Below are 16,748 nucleotides of genomic sequence, written 5' to 3'. Positions count from 1 at the left end.
CTGTCGGTGAACTAACGTTGATCCCATCACCTGTGGGTGATGGACGGAAGCGAGGCTAAGAATGCCTCATCATAATGTCAACTCAGGTTTGTGATGTCGATTGAGGTGCATGAAGATCTCCACGTCTCGTACGCCCTCAAGGCATCGGATCTCGTTGACCTTTTGCAGGAGATCCTCGTCGTCTGTGGCGAGGAGCAAGGCCATGACGTTGATTGATCCGCTGGTCACGGCTAACCGCTGAACACCGTCGACTGTTTCGATGGCTTTGGCCACCGTCTCGAAGGAGCCCCGGCATTTGATTCCGACGGTCGCCGCCCGTGGGAAGCCCAGTTGCTCGGGATCCACGAGGCAGGCGATCCGCAACACCCCGGCCTCTATCAGCCGTTGCACTCGTTGACGGACCGCCGCCTCGGACATATTGACAGATCGGCCCAGAAGGGCATACGACATGCGGCCATCTCGCGAGAGTAAAGCTATTATCCGACGCGATGTCTCATCCAGGTGCATAGCGATTACTGAGTCAGTGTACGAGCACGTTGCGGAACTGCCACGGGTCGGACGCGTCGATGTCCTCGGTGAAAAGACGCGAGCGTCCCATCAGCGGTGTCCAGTCCGTGAAGTGACCCTCGACGGGACCGAGGTAAGGAGTCTGCACGTCGAGGCAGCGGCGGTAGTCGATCTCGTCGGCCTCGACGATCCCGGCGTCGGGGTTCTCCCGTGCCCAGACCATCGCGGCGAGTACTGCGGAGGTCACCTGCAGGCCGGTCGCGTTCTGGTGGGGCGCGAGTTCACGCGTCTCGTCGTTCGACAACCGTGACCCGTACCAGTACGCGTTCCGGTCATGGCCGTACAGCAGCACGCCCAGTTCGTCGATGCCGCCGGTGATCTCGTCGACGTCAAGAATGGCGTGCTCGGTCGGCAGCGTGCCGGCGCTGCCGAGCAGTTCGTGCCACGACGCCATGGCGTCGTCGCACGGGTGGTACGCGTAGTGGCAGGTCGGGCGGTATTGCACCGTCTCTCCGTCGCGCACGGTGAAGTAGTCGGTGATCGAGATCGATTCATTGTGCGTCACGCACAGTCCGTACTGCGGGCCGAAGCTCGGGCACCACGTGCGGACGCGCGTGTCCGCTCCGGGCTGTTCCAGGAACAGCGCGGGAGCGAGCGGGTCCTCCTGCCGTCGCGCGGTCGGCGGCACCCACCGCTCATGCGTTCCCCAGCCCAGCTCCGCCGGTTGCAGCCCCTCGGCGATGAATCCCTCGACCGACCAGGTGTTCACGAAAGTGCCGATCTGACGGGGATGCTGTGAGCGCTGGGTGTCGCGCTCGGCAATGTGGATGCCTCGTACCCCGGCGTCCCGCATCAGCCGGGCCCAGTCCGATCGGTCGACCGGTGTCGTGTACTCCAGTCCGACCGCGTCCGCGACGTCGACCAACGCCTGCTTGACGAACCACGAGACCATTCCTGGATTCGCTCCGCACGCGGATACAGCGGTCCTTCCGCCGGGGCGGGCCCGTCGTTCGGCGAGCAGGGTCTCACGCAACGCGTAGTTGGTCCGCTGTGCCATCGGCAGGTCGGGATTGTCGTAGAGACCGGCCCACGGTTCGATGACGGTGTCCACGTAGAGCGCGCCCACCTCCCGCGCCAGGCGCATGATCGCGACCGAGGACGTGTCGACGGAAAGGTTGACGCAGAAGGCCGTACCGTTCTCCGTGGTGAGCAGCGGGCCCAGCACCTCACGGTGGTTCTGCTCGGTGAGTACGCAGTTGACCCGCTTGACGCCGTACTCCTTGAGCAGGTGATCGCCGTCACCGTTCGGGGCTATGACGGTGATCTGCGCGGGATCGACATCGAAGTGCCGCAGGATCAGCGGCAGTGTCCCGCGTCCGATCGAGCCGAAGCCGATCATGACGACCGGCCCGTCCAAGTGCCCGTAGTGCGCATGTGTCATCGGTCAAGGTCTCCTTCGAAGAAGTGGTTCAGGCCAGGGCGAAGTCACGCGGGGCCAGGTCGGTTCCGGTGCCGAGCAGCCACGGCGCATCCGGCGCGAAGCGTTCGACTGCGGCGCGGGGTCCTGGGGCGCCGTACTCCACGTACTCGAGCCGGCCGAGGTCGCCCGGGGCGACGCCCTCACCGAACTCTCCGAACGCACGGAAGTCGGCCTGCCCTCGCGCGATCTCGACAAGCCGTACGCCCTTCGCGCGCGGGTCGTCGAACGAGAAGTCCGCGGAACCGGCCGGCCTTCGGGTCCAGGTCGACAGCAGCACATCGTCGCCTTCGATCTCGGTCGTCAGCCAGCCGTCGCCCAGGAAGTACTCGCACCAGAGGTACTGGCCGTCGTCGGCGTGTACGGCACCGCGGATGACCTTTGGTTCGTTCCGAATACGCACCGTCGTGCCCGGCGGCAGCCCCTTGGCGAGGATCTGGTGACTGGCCGATGACATCGGTTCGTGCATGAGGTCCCTTCAGCGGAGTTTGAAGCGTGCTGGAATGGTCGTGGGGTCGTCGATCGCGTCGCAGACCAGGGCCCCCAGGGCCGGGCCGTGCTTGAAGCCGTGGCCCGAGTCGCCGCCGACGATCCAGATGCGCTCGTCGGCCGGGTGCGGGGCCAGGAGAAAGTCGTCGTCCGGCATTGCCGCGTACGCGCACGGCTCCCGGCGCGCGACGGGGGCTTTCGCCAGGTCGGGAAACCGGCGGCCCAGGTACGCCCGCAGGTCCTCAGGCAGCGCGAGATCCGGTTCCTCGGCCGGGTCGACCGTGACATCGGGGACTACTTTGACGTCCTGGGCATCGACGGCGGGAATCCCATAAGCACCGCGCCCATGATCGATCCATGCCGGCGCCGGGCCGGTCCGAGCCGCTCGAATGTAGTAGGCATCCTGCCTCACCGCCGTCGCGGATGTCAGATCGGGAAACACGGCCGGCAGCGAGGGACCGGGCGCCCAGATAGTGAGATCGGGCCGGAGCGACCGGCGGTCCAGCCTGACGCGGCCGCTCTCGTCCGGCTCCGCCACGCCGCGGGTGAGACGCACCCCTCGCCGAGACGCACTGTCGGCCAGCGCACGCAGCGCACGGGCCGCCAGCAGGACCCCGCCGGCAGGCTCCAGAACGGCGAAGTCGAGATCGACGGCACCGACCGAGAACCTCCGGGCGGCCTCGGCGGTGTCGATCCGCTCAACCGGTAGGTCCAGCTCGGTCAGACAGCGCAGGCTCGCGTGCAGATGACTGTGGTCGTCGCCACTGGACGCCAGATGCAGCACCCCGGTGGGCAGCAAGAACGAGCTTCCCGACTCCTGCTCGAGTTCCGTCCACAGCGTACGGGCGCGCCAGGCCAGAGCCGTGTAGAAGGGGTCGCCACCATGGGCCAGGCGCAGGATGCGGCTGGCCGCCGAGGACGGCCCGGCGGGCCGGGGCCAGTCCTGGTCGACGACCTGGACGGACCAGCCGCGGCCGGCGAGTTCGCGGGCGACGGACAGCCCGAAGACTCCCGCACCGACGACGAGCGCGTTCTTCATTGGATTCTCGAGCTCCTCAAGGGATGAGCAGCGTTCGAAGGGCGTGACCGTCGGCCAGCTCTTTCAGGGCTTCGTTGATCTCGGTGAGCGGCCGGCTGCCGGAGATCAGCGTGTCGAGGTCGAGCTCGCCGGCCATGTAGCGGTCGACGAGCCGGGGGAAGTCGCGCCGCGGATCGGTCGACCCGTAGTTCGAACCCAGGATCCGCTGGCCCGCGTCGACGAGGGCGAGCGGATCGAAGCGAGCCGTCTCTCCCGCCCGTGGCGCTCCGACGATCACTGCGGCGCCGCCCATGCCGATCGCGGCGATCGCCTGCTCGGTGGTCTCCACGTGTCCGATCGCGTCGATGACGTAGTCGAACCCGGCCGGCTGCAGATCGCGTAGCGCGGTCGCCGTGTCGGTCTGGGACACGTCCACGGTGTCGTGCGCGCCCAGTGCCTTCGCGATGGCCAGCTTGGCCGGGTTGACGTCGACGGCGACGATGCGGGCCGCCCCCGCGATGCGGGCGCCTTGGATGCACGACAGGCCCACTCCGCCACAGCCGATGACCGCGAGCTCGGCTCCGGCCGGCACCTGAGCGGTGTTCAGGACGGCGCCGACGCCGGTGGCGACCGCGCATCCGACGATCGCGACGACGTCGAGCGGCGCGTCCCGGCGGATCGGGATCGCCCCGGAGGCGGGCACCACGACCCGTTCGGCGAAGGCTGAGACGCCGAAGAAGTGATGGAGCCGATCGTCGCCCTTGTGCCATCGGCTGGTGCCGTCGTACAGGACGCCCTGGGCGAAGATCAGCTCGTCGGCGGGCTCGCACAACCACGGCCGCTGGGCGGCGCAGTGCCGGCAGCTCCCGCATACGGGGACCCAGGACAGGACGACGTGATCACCGACCTCCAGCCCGGCGACGCCCGCGCCGAGAGAGGTGACGATGCCCGCGCCCTCGTGGCCGAGCACCGCCGGCAGCGGGACCGGCCAGTGACCCTCGATCGCGTGAAGGTCGCTGCGGCACACCCCGGCCGCGACGATCTCGACTTCGACCTCTCCCGGGCCGGGCGGATCGAGCACGACCTCGGTCACGGTGACGGCCTGGTCCGGGTACAGGACGGCCGCTCGTACGGTGGGCCGGCTCATCGGGCACCGTCCACGGGCAGGGGTGGAGCCGCGACCTCGCCGGGCGTCTCGGGTTCCTCCTCGTCTTCGGGGAAGACGAAGATCGACCCGATGATCATCGCGGCGCCCACGAGTTGCCAGGCCCCCGGGTGCTCCCGAAGGAAGATCACGGCAATGAGCACGCCGAACACCGGCATCAGGTTGAGGATCATCGCGGCACGTCCCGCCGAGACACGCGCGATCGCGAAGTTGTACAGCAGGAAGCTGCACGCGTACGCGCCGACGCCGATGCCCGTTGCGACCAGCCACGACCACGCCGACTGGTGAAGAGGCGCCTTCTCCGCGCCCGTCACCCACTCGCCGACGGAGAACGGCAGGAAGAACAGGAATCCGGAGGCGAATTGGTAGGCCGTCATCGTCAGCGCGTCGACCTGGTCGGCGGTCCGCCGGGCCACCAGGACGTACACCGCGGCGCAGAAGATCCCGGACAGGACCAGCAGATCGCCGCCGAAGACGCCGGTGAACTCAGGCCGGGCGCCTTCCAGCACGAGTACCCCGGCCAGAGCGACGGCCAGGCCGGCGACGGAGCGTACGGCGAGACGTTCGCGCAGGAAGACCGCGGCCAGCACCACCACGAACCCGGACTCGAGCCCCGACAGCACGATCCCGTTGGACGCCGAGGTGTGGGTCAGGCCGAGGTTGACGAAGGCGTAGCACAGGCCCGGCTCCAGCGCGCCGAGCAGCACCAGCCGGCGCCACACGGCCGGCCGCCGGTGGCCTCGGATCAGTACCGCGGTCCACAGGACCACGCTGGCCCCGGCCAGCTCGACGGTCAGCAGCGTCATCGGCTGCCACGTGTCCAAGGCGTACTTGGTGAACGCCGCCGACCCGCCCCACAGCAGGGCGGCCAGGACGAGGGCCGGCGTACGGATCTTGTTGTTCATCCACAGACTCGCTGTTCAAGGTCGGCGGGCAGCGGCTCGAAGAACGCCCCCTCGGGCGCACCGACCGGTGTTCCCTCGGGCAGGAGCGCCAGGTCGTCCAGGCGTACCGGCCCGTCACAGCCCAGCGCGGACCACAGCCGCCCGGCGAACTCGGGCATGATCGGAAACGCCAGCTGGGCGAGCAGTTTCGCCGCCTGAGCCTCGGCCGCGATGCCCGCGAGCACCTCGGGTGAGCCCGGCCGGGTGAGAGCGGCCCGGCCGCCGCCGGCGGAGAACTCCCGCACCCTGGTGACCAGCTCGCGGAGCGTACGCGCCGCGCGCGGTGGCGAGAACTGCTCGGCGGTGTAGGCGCCCAGGCAGTCGGCCGCCAGTGTGGTCAGCCCGGTGACGAACCTGCGCTGGCTCGGAGTCGCGTACGCGAGGTCCGGGACGGTGTCACCGAGCCGGTGGAAGAGGTCGCCGAGCCATGCCTGCCAGCGGCTGACCAGCTCACCGTCCACGAGCTCCCGGAACCGGCCGAACGTGAAGTTGGTGCGCTCGAACTGCGGCCGGTCATGGGCGAGCACGAAGCGTACGACGTCGGCCGGGACCTGGGCGATCAGCGCCCCGCCCCAGACGGCGTGGCTTCTGCTCGTGGAGAACTTGTCGTTGTCGAGCAGGTAGAACTCATTGGTCAGCAGCGCGTGCGGGGCCCGCAGGGCGGAGTCATAGGCCATCATCAGCGCCGGGTACAGCAGCGTGTGGAAGTAGCCGTTGTCCCAGCCGAAGAACTGCACGACCTGCGAGGCGTTCCAGACCGCCCGCCAGTTCTGCGGGTCCTCACCGCGGGCCGCCAGGGTCTCGGCCACTTCGGCGAAGTATCCCGGCAGCATCTCGGCCCACACGAAGATCCGCTGGTCGTCGAAGCCCTCGACCGGAACGGGGACGCCCCAGTCCGACGGATGAGTGACGGGAATGTCGGGCAGGCCGCGAGCGAGCAGGTCCACGCACAGCGCCTCCAGCTGCGGGCTGAAGACCGCCTCGCGGTGGTAGTCGCGCAGCCGGTCGGCGTAGGCGGAGAGGGGGAAGACGAGACGGGTGAACTCACGACGGCCGGCCGGGCCGCCACACCGGTTGCAACGGGGCTCCACGAGGTCGACCACGGCGTTCGGCCGGGCACATACCTCGCACAGGTTGCCGTCACAGTCGTCATTGCCGCAGTACGGGCAGGTCCCCGTCACATGCGCGTCGGACAGGTAGCGGACGCAACGCTCGCAGTACAGGCACTCCTCGCTGCGGGTCTCCAGGCGGCCGTCGCGATAAAGCGTGAGGAAGAACTCGCCGACGATCTGCCGGTGAAGCTCGGAGTCACCGGGTCGCACATAGACATCGTGGGAGAAGTTCATCGCCGTGAACAGGTGGCTGATCTCGTCGTCGAACTCCTTGGCCATGGCCACGGCGTCCACCCCGAGCTCGGCGGCTTTGAACGGGACGTAACTCTGGTTGACGTCCGAGCCGATGATGTACATCGCCTCTTCGCCCGCGAGGCGACGGGCCCGCGCGTAGATGTCGGCCGTCGCATACGGTCCGGACAGGTGCCCCAGGTGCAGATCACCGTTGGGCGTCGGCGGGGAGCCGGACACGATATGTCTCACTATGAGTTCCTTCGTGCTAGAGGTCGACCGATCCCAGCTGTTCGGGCCAGTACACGTTGAGGAACACGAGCCGCTCGGAGGAGGTGCTCGCCAGGTCGTGGTGGCTGTTCCGTGGGACGAGCACCGCCTGCCCGGCGCGGACCGGTCGTTGCTCGTCCTCGATCGTCATCACGCCGCTGCCGGACAGGATGACGAAGAGCTCGTGCTCGTCATGGGAGTGCGGCTCGGTGCCGCCGCCGGGTTCGACGACCGAGCGGCCGACACCCCAGTCCGCCAAGTCCTCCCCACCATGCGGGTAGATCTGCTGAAAGAGAATTCCGTAGGCAGGAACCAACTGGTCATCACCCAGATCTCTCAGCAACACGGTTTCTCCAGCTCAGTAGTTGAATTCACGGCTGTTCTCCGCCTGCCGGGGCGGCCACGGGTTGTGGTATTTGGCGCAGTCGTCGATCGGCATCTCGTTGAACCAGCCGAAATCCGGGTCACCGGGCGGCGCCGGCTTAGTGCTGATGTACTCAAGGTGCAGCGCATTCCAGATGTCCTCAGGACGGTGCTCGGACAGCCGCGGTACACCGTCGGACATGACCTCGCGAGGTACCAGAACGTCAGGCTGATAGGTCGCGGAGAACAGGTCCGGGTCGATGAATCTGCTCCGGACACGTGTGCTTTCCCCCGCCGGACACGAGCCGGGCGGCGGATTGTGCCAGCTGCTGCTCAACCTGCCGGGATGATGGAACCCGCCGTTCCCGATCGACCGATGTGCGGTCAGCCGAACGAATTCCACTGCTTTTTCGTGGTCGTCGGCGAGACCGCGCAGCACGAGCGACCGGGCGTAATGTCCGGGCGAGACCACGGAGAACAGCAACCCACCGGGAACGCGCCGGTCGTGGTTACGCATCAGATGAGCGGAGGAGTAGAACAACTGAGTGCTGGCCTTGAACAGCCCGGGCCGTCCCTCGTTGTCCCGCAGCGGCACTGCCTCGGTGTACACACTGTCCGCAGCGATCCGGGGAACCTCGACCAGGTAGAGCCCGGCCAGCCGGAGGCTCAGCTCGACGAGCTCATCACCGGGCACGGCGTACGCCAGGCGCCGACTGTTGAAGACGATGAGAAACGCGCTCGTGTCACCGCGCTCGGCCCGGTCCTTCCATGCCATCCGGCCCTGTTGGATGACCGTTCGCAGGTGCTCCTCGCCCCGCTCGATGTCGTCGTCGTCCAGCCAGACGATGTCGAAACTCAGCCCTTTGGAGGCGTTCAGACCCCTGGCCTCCTTGGCGGCCAGGCGCGCGAAAAGGCACGGTTGAGAGCTGCCGAGCCATCGCAGGAGAGCCGCCTGCCGTTCCTCACGAGTGGCATGCGACTCCAGCAGAACCCGGTGCGCCTCGTCGATATCCGCGCCGAACGAGAAATCCTCAGGTAATTGCGGCAGTTTCCCCATCAGCTCGGCAACGGATGCATGCCTGACCACCGCCCGCTGGTCCAGCGCCATCTCTTCCTCTGTTAATGCGTAGTGCCGGGCCACCAACTGTTGCGTCCTGCGTCCCTATCGGAGTTTCGGAATGCTCTGAGCGATCGGCAAGAGAACCGATCTCTGGGGGAATGTTACGCAAGTGATCGTCGGTGATGCTGAGACTCAGGAAAAGCGGCCTGCGACCTCGTTCGATGTGGCGCGCTTGGTGGCCGGCCGGGTCTCCTAGCGGGTAAGCCGGAGGCTTAGGGCTGCTTCGGCCCGCTGCACGTACGGGCGGCAGTCCCGTCGCCGGCCCTTATGAAGCCGAGCCCGTCACGAAGCCATCCAGGTGACGATCCGAGAAGACACGATCACGACGCTCACCGAAGCCACACGGGACGAGCGAGCACAGGTGGACGCACATCGGGTGCACTCGACGGCGCGTTCTAGGTTTTGGGTGCCCCCGGCAGGATTCGAACCTGCGGCACACGGTTTAGGAATCCACAGGCGATCCGTCTGCTGGTCGGTCCCTGACCTGCGCCGGACCAACCTCCGCGGCCTACGAGGGGGACCGCCATCCCGCGTATATCCCGCGTGCCCGCTACCGCCCGTGTTGGATCTTGGTGTCCATCGCTCCAGGAGGTGGGCCGCCTGCAACAACTCGATACAGTGGGTTGATAGTGGGTCGATAGTGTGTGGCGAGGGGGTAGCGATGACTACGAGCAGCGCGGACTACCCGTCCGAACGTCCGGAGCGTGGTTCAGTGTCGCTCGATGAGCTGGCGCGGCGCAAGCACGTCCATCCGATCCGGTCTGCTGACGACCTGGCGCAGGACAACGTGTTCGACACTGACGAGGAGCTGGACGCTTTCCTCGAACATGTTCACGCGTCCCGTCACGCCGACCTAACCTGACTGCTCGTGGATCGCGTAGTCCTCGACACAGATGTCTCGTCCCTGAGCCTGAAGCGCCGGCTCCCCTCATCCGTCATGACCCGGCTCATCGGCAAACAGCCGTGCATCACGTTCGTCACGCTCGGCGAGCTAACCCAGTGGGCCGAACTTCGACAGTGGGGCCGACGCAACCGTGACGCCCTGGGTCACTGGCTCGACGGAGTGATCGTCCTTCCCTACAGCGATGACGTCGCCCGAACGTGGGGTCAGATCTCCGCGTACGCCATCCGTCGCGGCCGGCCCCGACCTGCCAATGACTCCTGGATCGCGGCCTGTGCTCTCTCCTACGGCCTGCCGCTGGCGACGCTCAACGTCAAGGACTTCGAAGACTTCGCCGAGCACGAGGGCCTGACACTGATCACTCGGTAGGCAGCGGGCGAGCCGTTCGCCAATTTCATGACTTCCTGCTTGCAAAGCATGCTGATCACAGCCGATACAGGCATTGACCTGCATGAGCATGTGTCCGCAAGCGACCGCTGTTGACCCTTGATCACCTTGGCTAATTGCACGCTAATTGCACGTTTGGGGTATGGCCAGGCGTCCTGTGGTCTGCGAGTAACTGAGCTCTGGGCGGGCCTGAACCGTTCTCTCAGCGGCGCTATGCCGCAGCAACCCTCCGCCGGGTCATCCCCTCCGTCGTCGTCCCACCCGATGGGGAGCGGGCCAGGCCTGGTCTGCTCGGCTTTGCCTGGGACGTCGGCGGAGGGGATGACCCGGCTTCCACCTCAACCACTGACAGACCTGAAGGCGCGCGTCGTGCTGGGCGATCCCCGAGTCTGAGGACCCCGCCGGAGGCATCTTCGCCGATCGCTTACATCCGGAGCGTTGCGGCAACACGGGTGACGGAAAACGGATTGCCGGTCGTTCGTCTTTAGAGAGAACGGCACGCCGCAACCTTCGTCACCGTATGTCAGCCGACGAGCACGCGCCCGCTCCCGGTGGGCTAACTCGGGGCGCGTCCGGGCAACCTGCGGATCACGGTTCCGGCGAGTGTTTCGACTTCGGAGATTCGCAGTCTGCGCGCAACCAGCACATACAGCACAGCTGCCCCCGCGCCTCCGACGGCCAGGGCGAGTACCGAAGTGATCAGTTGATAATAGAAAAGTTTGACGGCCAGTTCGTGGACTCCGAACGCGAACGCGAACGCGGGCACGGTCGCGATCGCGATCTTTAGGTGGGTGCGTACGATCTGCCGCCCCTCGAGTCCTGCCATGCGGCGGCGCAGGATGAGCGCGGCCATCAAACAGCCCGCCACCCAGGAGATGCCCAGTGCGATCGCGATGCCCTCGACGATCATGTCGGTGGGCAGTGTGGCGTAGCCGACCAGAGCGAGCGTGATGCTGATCACGATGTTGCCGATCGCGATCAGCGCCGGCGTGCGCGTGTCGGCCAGGGAGTAGAAGACCCGCAGAAGCATCTGGAAGATCGCGAACGGCACGAGCGTCAGTGCGAACGCCTGTACAACGTTGGCGATCATCAGGCCATCTGCCAGGCCGGTGGAGCCGTGGGCGAAGAACGCCGTGACGAGTTCTGGGCTGAGTGCGAACAGCAGCGCGGCGGACGGCACGATGATCACCGAGGACAGATTCAAGCCGGAGGTCATGTCTTGGCGGACCAGGTCGAAGCGGTTTTCGGAGGCGTTGCGGCTCATCCGGGGCAGTAGCGCAGTCATCACCGACACTCCGACGACCGCGTACGGGAGTTGGAAGAGCAGGTAGGCGTTGCTCCAAGGGGTGAGGCCGACGCCGTATCCCAGATGTTCCTTCTCGCCGCGGACGCCGGCGCGGATGGCGATGTTGGTGTTCACCACCAGGCCGATCTGCATGATGGCGACGTAGAGCAGGGTCCATAGCGCCATGCCGCCGACCGGCGCGAGTTCCTCGCGGCGGAAGTCGAACCGTGGCCGGTACCGGAAGCCGAGCTTGCGCAGGGAGGGCCACATCGCGATGGTCTGAACGACGATACCGAGGGTGGTGCCGCCGGCTAGCAGGATGATCTCGTGGTGGCTGATGCTCGTGGGGGTGACGCCGGGGCCCGCGATGAGCAGGAACGCGCCGCCGACGATGATGACGACGATGCTGTTGAGGACCGGGGTCCACATCGGCGCGGCGAAGCTGCCGCGGGCGTTGAGTGAGGCGCCGGCCAGTGCGCCGACGCCGTAGAAGAAGATCTGCGGCAGGAAGAACAGGGAGAAGATCACCGCGAGGTGGTGCTGGGCGGGCGTGAAGCCGCTTGCGAACAGGTCGACCAGCAGCGGCGCGCACAGCATCGAAACGCCGGTGAGCACAAGGAGACCGCCGAGCATGATGGTGAGCAGCCGCGCCTCGTACTCCTCGCCGTAGGAGCGGTCCCGTTCCAGCGCACGTACCAGCATCGGTACGTGAACGGCGGTCAAGATGCCGCCGAGTAGCAGGTCATAGATCTGGTTCGGGAAGGTGTTCGCGACGTTGTAGACGTCACCGAGCGGACCGGTGCCCAGTGCGATCACGATCACGGCGTTGCGGACAAAACCGAGTGCCCGGGAGGCGACGGTGCCCACCGCCATGACGGCACTGGACTTCAGCAGGCCGCCGCCACGTGTGTGTGACGTGTCGATCTCGGCGGTCTCAGCGCCGGGCTCCACCACCGGGATGTCAGGCAGCGTGGCCGCCACGTCGGGCGGGCCAGGCTCCAGGTCACTCAACGTTCCTCCGCTTGCTCGGGTCTGCGACGTACGACGCGAATACGATGCCGAGGAGAGTACGGCAATTGAGATGCCTCTTATGAGCAGCGCTACTTGCCCGTAGTTGTTTCGGGCCACAGCACTAACGCTGCAAGCAGATGACATTCCGCTACCTGGCGAGCAAGTGATGGCGAAGACCCTCCGCCATTCTTGACTGCCGTAAGAGCTCCAGTGATCCGGCGAGCGGCCCTGTCGTCCAGTGCCGACGCGAAGGACGAACGACGTGACTGACCGGCGGCACTGCGCCTGCTGAGCGCGGCGACGGAGAGCATCTATGGCGGGCTGTCGCCCGGCGGGCCGCCCGATCGGCACGGCCGGAGGGACCGGCGCCCACGCCGCACGCCCGTAGGGCGTGCCGGAGCGGGCGGCCTGCGGCGGCGCGCAGCGCCGCCGCCTTGATCCAATACAGCGGAATTCGGCAGAGTCTCGACAGCTGAGCCAATCGATCTGTAGTCCGGGTTCTGATCGCGCTGATTCCCTGACCTAAGGTTCCTCCATGAAACTGGCGGATGAGCGGCACATTGATATCCCAGCGTGTGCCAACGGTTTCAGGAACTTCGGCATCCTTGCTGAACTAGGCTGAAACAGCTCGCCGTGATTATCCAACTGCTCAGCCCGCCCCGCTGACAGGAAAGAGGCCGAAGCGCCCTTCTGCCGAACCGCTAAAATAGTGAGTCAATGCGCCAGTACGGATTGCCTCTGGAGGATCGCCGTTCTCGATGACGATGGCCTGGACAGGGAATTCGTTGAGTAGGTAGCTATAGAAATGCTCGACCACTCTAGGTGTGAGGACAAGGTCATCCCCATCGTCGGGCTGACGGTAGGTGATGACTGGCGAATCCAGCACGAGAAAGCCAGAATGACTCAGTTCGCGCTCCGCGCAGTATTGGGTTAGTGCCGTGGAGAACGCCGCGTGGAGAACTCCACGTATGCCCTTTCCTCGATCTGATCGCCAGCGCCCGCCTACGGAAAAGTCTCCGGTGGATTGGTCGTATGTGACCGATCCCGCAGATGGGACCTCCCAGGAGCCCAAAGTGTGTTGAAGGACGCTTTCAAAGTCGGCGATTGTCCTCGCCGGCAGGCCAGCCTGTGTAATGGCAACTGGCACCGACTCTTCGATGGCTATGCCTGCTCCAAAATCGTGGAGATCCTGGATTTGCCCGTGAATCGACAACTCCCTCTCCACGGAAGACCTGACTTGCGCCAACTCTTGGAGATTGCTGTGCAATGGAGCGAGGCGCTCGTCGAGCCGCGAGATCTGTGCCGCCATGGCCTCCAAACGGCTGCGGATGCTGTGTTCTGCTGCGTTGACTGCCTGCGACTGCTGCTCAAGATCACCGATGGTGTCGAGCAAGTCAGCGTGCAGCTCAGTGGTTTTAGTTTTTTCGGCCACGACGGCCAGATGCAGCTGTGTCGTCTCTTCAAGCTGATGGTCGGGAGCTTGATGCTCAAGATCTGCTCCGCAAAACGCGCATGGACCAGAACGGAAATAGCCAAGCAGGGTCCCGGCCTCGCTCACCATTTCAAGTCGCTCAAGATCCGACTCGTACTGCTGGCGTAGCAGGCCGAAGCGTTCAAGCAAGGCCTGCACCTCGGAAGCCCGTTGCCTGGTGTCTGCGACGGATGCGCCGAGCGCTCGGTGTTGTACTGTCAGATTGGCTCGCTCAGTGGCCAGGCCTCCGATGGCGGCTGACTCCGCCGTTAGTGACGCGTTCAAACGGTCCAACTGATCACGCAACTGCGTCTCGCTGGACTGGGCGTCCAACTTCTCCTTTAGATCCAAAATCAACTGATCGAGGAGTTCAGCCCTTCCCTCGCTTACTTTTTCCTCTACGGTGGATTTGGCCTGCTGGTTCGAGTCACCCTCACCGGTGAGCAGCAACTTAAAAATCGATTTCTCTACTGTCTCATGAATTTTTTGACCCGAAGAAAGGACTGGTGGCTGCCGGGCCATCATTCGGGTCTCGTTGATTAAGCTAAGGTGAGCAACATCCCGGAGGCTGAACGTACGGGCTTCACCCTTGGCGTTCTTGCGTACCCATTTGCCATCCAAGCCAAGTATGTCGAGCAGAAAGCGCGATAGATTGTTCCGGCTGTTGGCCTTGTGTGTGACCGAGAAATACTTGTCTGGTGTCTCGCTGGTAGCGTTTCGCAAGTCCCTGCGAAAAACGGCGACCTTGTTATTTTCCGTGGAACGCTGAAGGGTCAACACCTGTCCGTCAGACGCCTCTAGGCCGAGAAGGATTTGGGTATAGCCGCGGCCTTCGGGGATTTCCCGCAGCTTGGTGCCGCCGAACATGTAGTCCAGAGCGTCAACAATAAACGACTTACCCGTATCCGACGCACCGTAGATCACCGTAAGTCCGGGCGCGAAGTCGACCGTCGCAGGAGTCTTTTCACGCCCAGCGAAGGTGAGATGCAGCAACCTAAAACTAGGCATCAGCGCCCTCTGCGGCCGCACTCGCGGCGAAGCGGGTAGACCATCGCGCAGTGATTTGCTTCATTGCATCGCGAACGTCATTCCCATGCGTCGAGTACGTCGTAGTGATCCACTCCGCCCGCTCTACCAGTCGCTGGACGTACGAGGCCTCCAGTACATCGACGAAGCTGGATGCCTCCTCGGTGGCGACATAGAAGAAACCAGCGTCCGTAGTATGCAGGTCGGCCAGCCCGGCTCGGATGATGACCTGCAAGCCTTGCTCCATTAGTCGGCGGCGCATACCTAGTTCGCCGGGTCCAGCAGGCAATTCCGGATGGAGACTCGTCGGTCCTCCCAGTTCTGCACTATGAAGCATGGCATAGTCGAGATAAACTAACTGCGCTACGTCCAGACGTTCAGGAAACGCCTCCAACAAGAGGACAAGAGCGCGGACGCCCACCTCTACAGGGCTGTTAAGAGGGTTCATCGCGACTCTTCCTGACACCAAGTAAGATGGCCATCGTTCGCGAGCTGATGGCACAGTCCTTTGCGGTCGTTGGTGTCGACGAAGTTAGTGAGGATGTTGGCCTGCTGGAGCTGCATGTGCGTCGCAGCCTTCAGGACACTATTGAGCCGAGCGTAGCCGGTGCCGAAATCGTCCTGCTCGACCTCCACGACCCCGTCAAATATCTCCTTCTCCAGCTTCTCGTAAGTACCATCAGGAACATGGTCACGAGCGAAGACGCGGAGCGACTCGGCAGCATAGAAGGCTTCTCGCTGCCGCTGGAAGTGATCACCGGCCTTGTGATGGCGTTTCACATCCGGCCACGTGCGCATACCGTATTTCTCGACGTATACGTCAAGCAACTTGCGGACGTATTGAGTTTCTGACGGAGTTGTTTCCTCAGGTGGAGTGGGGGCTGCAGGACGGTCAGGTAGCTCGGTCCCGAACCGGAAGGCATGGTGACGTGTTGTAGCGTGGATTTCGAGGATATCGTCCAGATTGCCAGCTTTGAAGCATGAGAAGTCCGTCTCCTGGGCCAGCTGCTCGGCCTTGGTCAGAACGGTGGCATCGATGCCTGAAGTCAGCTTGCTTCCTGCCTTGTGCCAGGTAGCGAAGAATTGAGTCTTAAGCTTTGAGGGCTGAGCTAGGAGCTTTGTTAGTCCCGTACCAGTCTTGGGCGCGACGAAGACGTACCTGCGTGGCATAACGTAGTGTTTCAGTACTACGGCCACGAAGATCTTGAGCATCTCAGGATAGGCGTCGGCTGCCGTCAGAGCCTTCTCGTAATGCTTGCACTGGTAGCAGTCCCATAGGCCTTCGGCTCCTTGCTCGGTAAAGAAAGCGGCGACATCGGCTCCGCGGTCGTTCGCACCACCGAAGCGAGCCACGTCAACGTACGGCTCACCGAGAGCGCGAGCCCACTCATAAATGAACTCTTCCCACTCATCCGGTGAGAAGTGCTGCAGTCTCTGCTTTGGCCGAAGCGGACGGGCGAACTTCATGGGAGGGGACAAAAGCACTACCGGAGGCACGGCAGCGTCCGGGAGCGGCTCGAAGAGCGGCTCGGAGGGGTCGGGGTTCTCGACCGAACTTGTCATTCGCCCCCCATCAGTCCACCAATGCAGTCATATCAGCCCAAGCGGAAACCGGGAAGCCTGCATCATCCCAATTTTCGACGCCCAGGTCGGTGGGCCGGTTGTCATGAGAGGCCAACCTGTCACCCAATCCTCCCGCCCGTCCGGCACGCGCCGCGCGTCGCGACTCTCGGCGGGCTCTGTCCAGGAGCGCTCCGCATGTGCGTGACGGAACCTCCTACGCGCGCTGGTCGCCTGCACGCACAGCACTACTTGACAGGTCCTGGCCGACGCGAAGAAGTCGTGCGGCTGGGTGAGGGAGCCGGCAGCTTTCACACCGCCCCGCCAGTTCGTCGCCTTAAAGTCGAAGGCGTCCGCCGCAAGGGCCATGCGCGCCTCGGCAGGCAAGATCGTCCGGTGCACCGTCTGACA

At 64.7% G+C, this 16,748-nt stretch carries 15 protein-coding genes; 2 read left to right on the top strand and 13 right to left on the bottom strand.

Features of this window, described 5'->3' with window-relative positions; translation table 11 throughout:
* Window positions 1–69 precede the first annotated feature (69 nt).
* From FB559_RS07770 to FB559_RS07730, 9 genes are all read right to left on the bottom strand, one after another.
* Window positions 70–507 carry an Lrp/AsnC family transcriptional regulator gene (locus FB559_RS07770; RefSeq protein WP_141954802.1) on the bottom strand — a complete coding sequence of 146 codons (438 nt, stop codon included), beginning with the start codon at window positions 505–507 and terminating at the stop codon, window positions 70–72.
* Window positions 508–520: 13 nt separating this feature from the next.
* Window positions 521–1,948 (bottom strand): homospermidine synthase, encoded by a 1,428-nt coding sequence (locus FB559_RS07765; RefSeq protein ID WP_141954800.1) that lies wholly within the window; start codon window positions 1,946–1,948, stop codon window positions 521–523.
* Window positions 1,949–1,976: 28 nt separating this feature from the next.
* Window positions 1,977–2,441 (bottom strand): DUF4178 domain-containing protein, encoded by a 465-nt coding sequence (locus tag FB559_RS07760; RefSeq protein ID WP_185792087.1) that lies wholly within the window; start codon window positions 2,439–2,441, stop codon window positions 1,977–1,979.
* 21 nt (window positions 2,442–2,462) lie between these two features.
* A complete protein-coding gene (locus FB559_RS07755; RefSeq protein ID WP_141954796.1) occupies window positions 2,463–3,512 on the bottom strand; it encodes an FAD-dependent oxidoreductase in 1,050 nt (349 codons plus the stop codon).
* Between the two features lie 16 nt (window positions 3,513–3,528).
* Window positions 3,529–4,638: a zinc-binding dehydrogenase gene (locus FB559_RS07750; protein WP_141954794.1), complete on the bottom strand. Its 1,110-nt coding sequence runs from the start codon at window positions 4,636–4,638 to the stop codon at window positions 3,529–3,531.
* Window positions 4,635–5,561, bottom strand: coding sequence for a DMT family transporter (locus tag FB559_RS07745; protein WP_141954792.1), 927 nt, complete (start codon window positions 5,559–5,561; stop codon window positions 4,635–4,637). Before FB559_RS07745 ends, FB559_RS07750 begins: the two co-directional genes overlap by 4 nt.
* Window positions 5,558–7,195 (bottom strand): methionine--tRNA ligase, encoded by a 1,638-nt coding sequence (locus tag FB559_RS07740; protein ID WP_185792086.1) that lies wholly within the window; start codon window positions 7,193–7,195, stop codon window positions 5,558–5,560. Before FB559_RS07740 ends, FB559_RS07745 begins: the two co-directional genes overlap by 4 nt.
* A gap of 16 nt (window positions 7,196–7,211) precedes the next feature.
* Window positions 7,212–7,472 (bottom strand): cupin domain-containing protein, encoded by a 261-nt coding sequence (locus tag FB559_RS07735; protein ID WP_185792085.1) that lies wholly within the window; start codon window positions 7,470–7,472, stop codon window positions 7,212–7,214.
* Window positions 7,473–7,571: 99 nt separating this feature from the next.
* The gene (locus FB559_RS07730; RefSeq protein ID WP_141954786.1) at window positions 7,572–8,684 is read right to left on the bottom strand and encodes a hypothetical protein; all 1,113 of its coding nucleotides are present in this window, start codon (window positions 8,682–8,684) and stop codon (window positions 7,572–7,574) included.
* Window positions 8,685–9,357: 673 nt separating this feature from the next.
* Here FB559_RS07730 and FB559_RS07725 point away from each other — a divergent pair.
* A complete protein-coding gene (locus FB559_RS07725; protein ID WP_141954784.1) occupies window positions 9,358–9,558 on the top strand; it encodes a hypothetical protein in 201 nt (66 codons plus the stop codon).
* Window positions 9,559–9,564: 6 nt separating this feature from the next.
* Complete coding sequence (locus FB559_RS07720; RefSeq protein WP_141954781.1) at window positions 9,565–9,966, top strand: type II toxin-antitoxin system VapC family toxin; 402 nt, start codon at window positions 9,565–9,567, stop codon at window positions 9,964–9,966.
* A gap of 574 nt (window positions 9,967–10,540) precedes the next feature.
* Here the strand turns inward: FB559_RS07720 and murJ are convergent.
* The 4 genes from murJ to FB559_RS07700 all read right to left on the bottom strand — a co-directional run bounded on the left by murJ (window position 10,541) and on the right by FB559_RS07700 (window position 16,340).
* Entirely contained in the window at window positions 10,541–12,631 is a 2,091-nt protein-coding gene (gene murJ / locus FB559_RS07715) for a murein biosynthesis integral membrane protein MurJ (RefSeq protein ID WP_246121405.1), read from the bottom strand.
* Between the two features lie 298 nt (window positions 12,632–12,929).
* The gene (locus FB559_RS07710; protein ID WP_185792084.1) at window positions 12,930–14,744 is read right to left on the bottom strand and encodes an AAA family ATPase; all 1,815 of its coding nucleotides are present in this window, start codon (window positions 14,742–14,744) and stop codon (window positions 12,930–12,932) included.
* A 7-nt stretch (window positions 14,745–14,751) separates the two neighbouring features.
* Window positions 14,752–15,225, bottom strand: a complete 474-nt coding sequence (locus tag FB559_RS07705) for an ABC-three component system middle component 2 (protein ID WP_141954777.1) — start codon at window positions 15,223–15,225, stop codon at window positions 14,752–14,754.
* A complete protein-coding gene (locus FB559_RS07700) occupies window positions 15,222–16,340 on the bottom strand; it encodes an ABC-three component system protein (protein ID WP_141954775.1) in 1,119 nt (372 codons plus the stop codon). The genes FB559_RS07705 and FB559_RS07700 overlap by 4 nt, the downstream gene beginning before the upstream one ends.
* Between the last annotated feature and the right edge of the window lie 408 nt (window positions 16,341–16,748).

It is taken from the genome of Actinoallomurus bryophytorum (assembly GCF_006716425.1).
Lineage (GTDB): Bacteria > Actinomycetota > Actinomycetes > Streptosporangiales > Streptosporangiaceae > Actinoallomurus > Actinoallomurus bryophytorum.
This window is presented reverse-complemented; position numbering and strand designations above follow the sequence as displayed.

Bases quoted from the DNA above. Each gene is read 5' to 3' on its own strand.
- FB559_RS07725 (WP_141954784.1), top strand. From the start codon at position 9,358: ATGACTACGAGCAGCGCGGACTACCCGTCCGAACGTCCGGAGCGTGGT.
- FB559_RS07745 (WP_141954792.1), bottom strand. From the start codon at position 5,561: ATGAACAACAAGATCCGTACGCCGGCCCTCGTCCTGGCCGCCCTGCTG.
- FB559_RS07760 (WP_185792087.1), bottom strand. From the start codon at position 2,441: ATGTCATCGGCCAGTCACCAGATCCTCGCCAAGGGGCTGCCGCCGGGC.
- FB559_RS07765 (WP_141954800.1), bottom strand. From the start codon at position 1,948: ATGACACATGCGCACTACGGGCACTTGGACGGGCCGGTCGTCATGATC.
- FB559_RS07730 (WP_141954786.1), bottom strand. From the start codon at position 8,684: ATGGCGCTGGACCAGCGGGCGGTGGTCAGGCATGCATCCGTTGCCGAG.
- FB559_RS07700 (WP_141954775.1), bottom strand. From the start codon at position 16,340: ATGACAAGTTCGGTCGAGAACCCCGACCCCTCCGAGCCGCTCTTCGAG.
- FB559_RS07705 (WP_141954777.1), bottom strand. From the start codon at position 15,225: ATGAACCCTCTTAACAGCCCTGTAGAGGTGGGCGTCCGCGCTCTTGTC.
- FB559_RS07770 (WP_141954802.1), bottom strand. From the start codon at position 507: ATGCACCTGGATGAGACATCGCGTCGGATAATAGCTTTACTCTCGCGA.
- FB559_RS07750 (WP_141954794.1), bottom strand. From the start codon at position 4,638: ATGAGCCGGCCCACCGTACGAGCGGCCGTCCTGTACCCGGACCAGGCC.
- FB559_RS07755 (WP_141954796.1), bottom strand. From the start codon at position 3,512: ATGAAGAACGCGCTCGTCGTCGGTGCGGGAGTCTTCGGGCTGTCCGTC.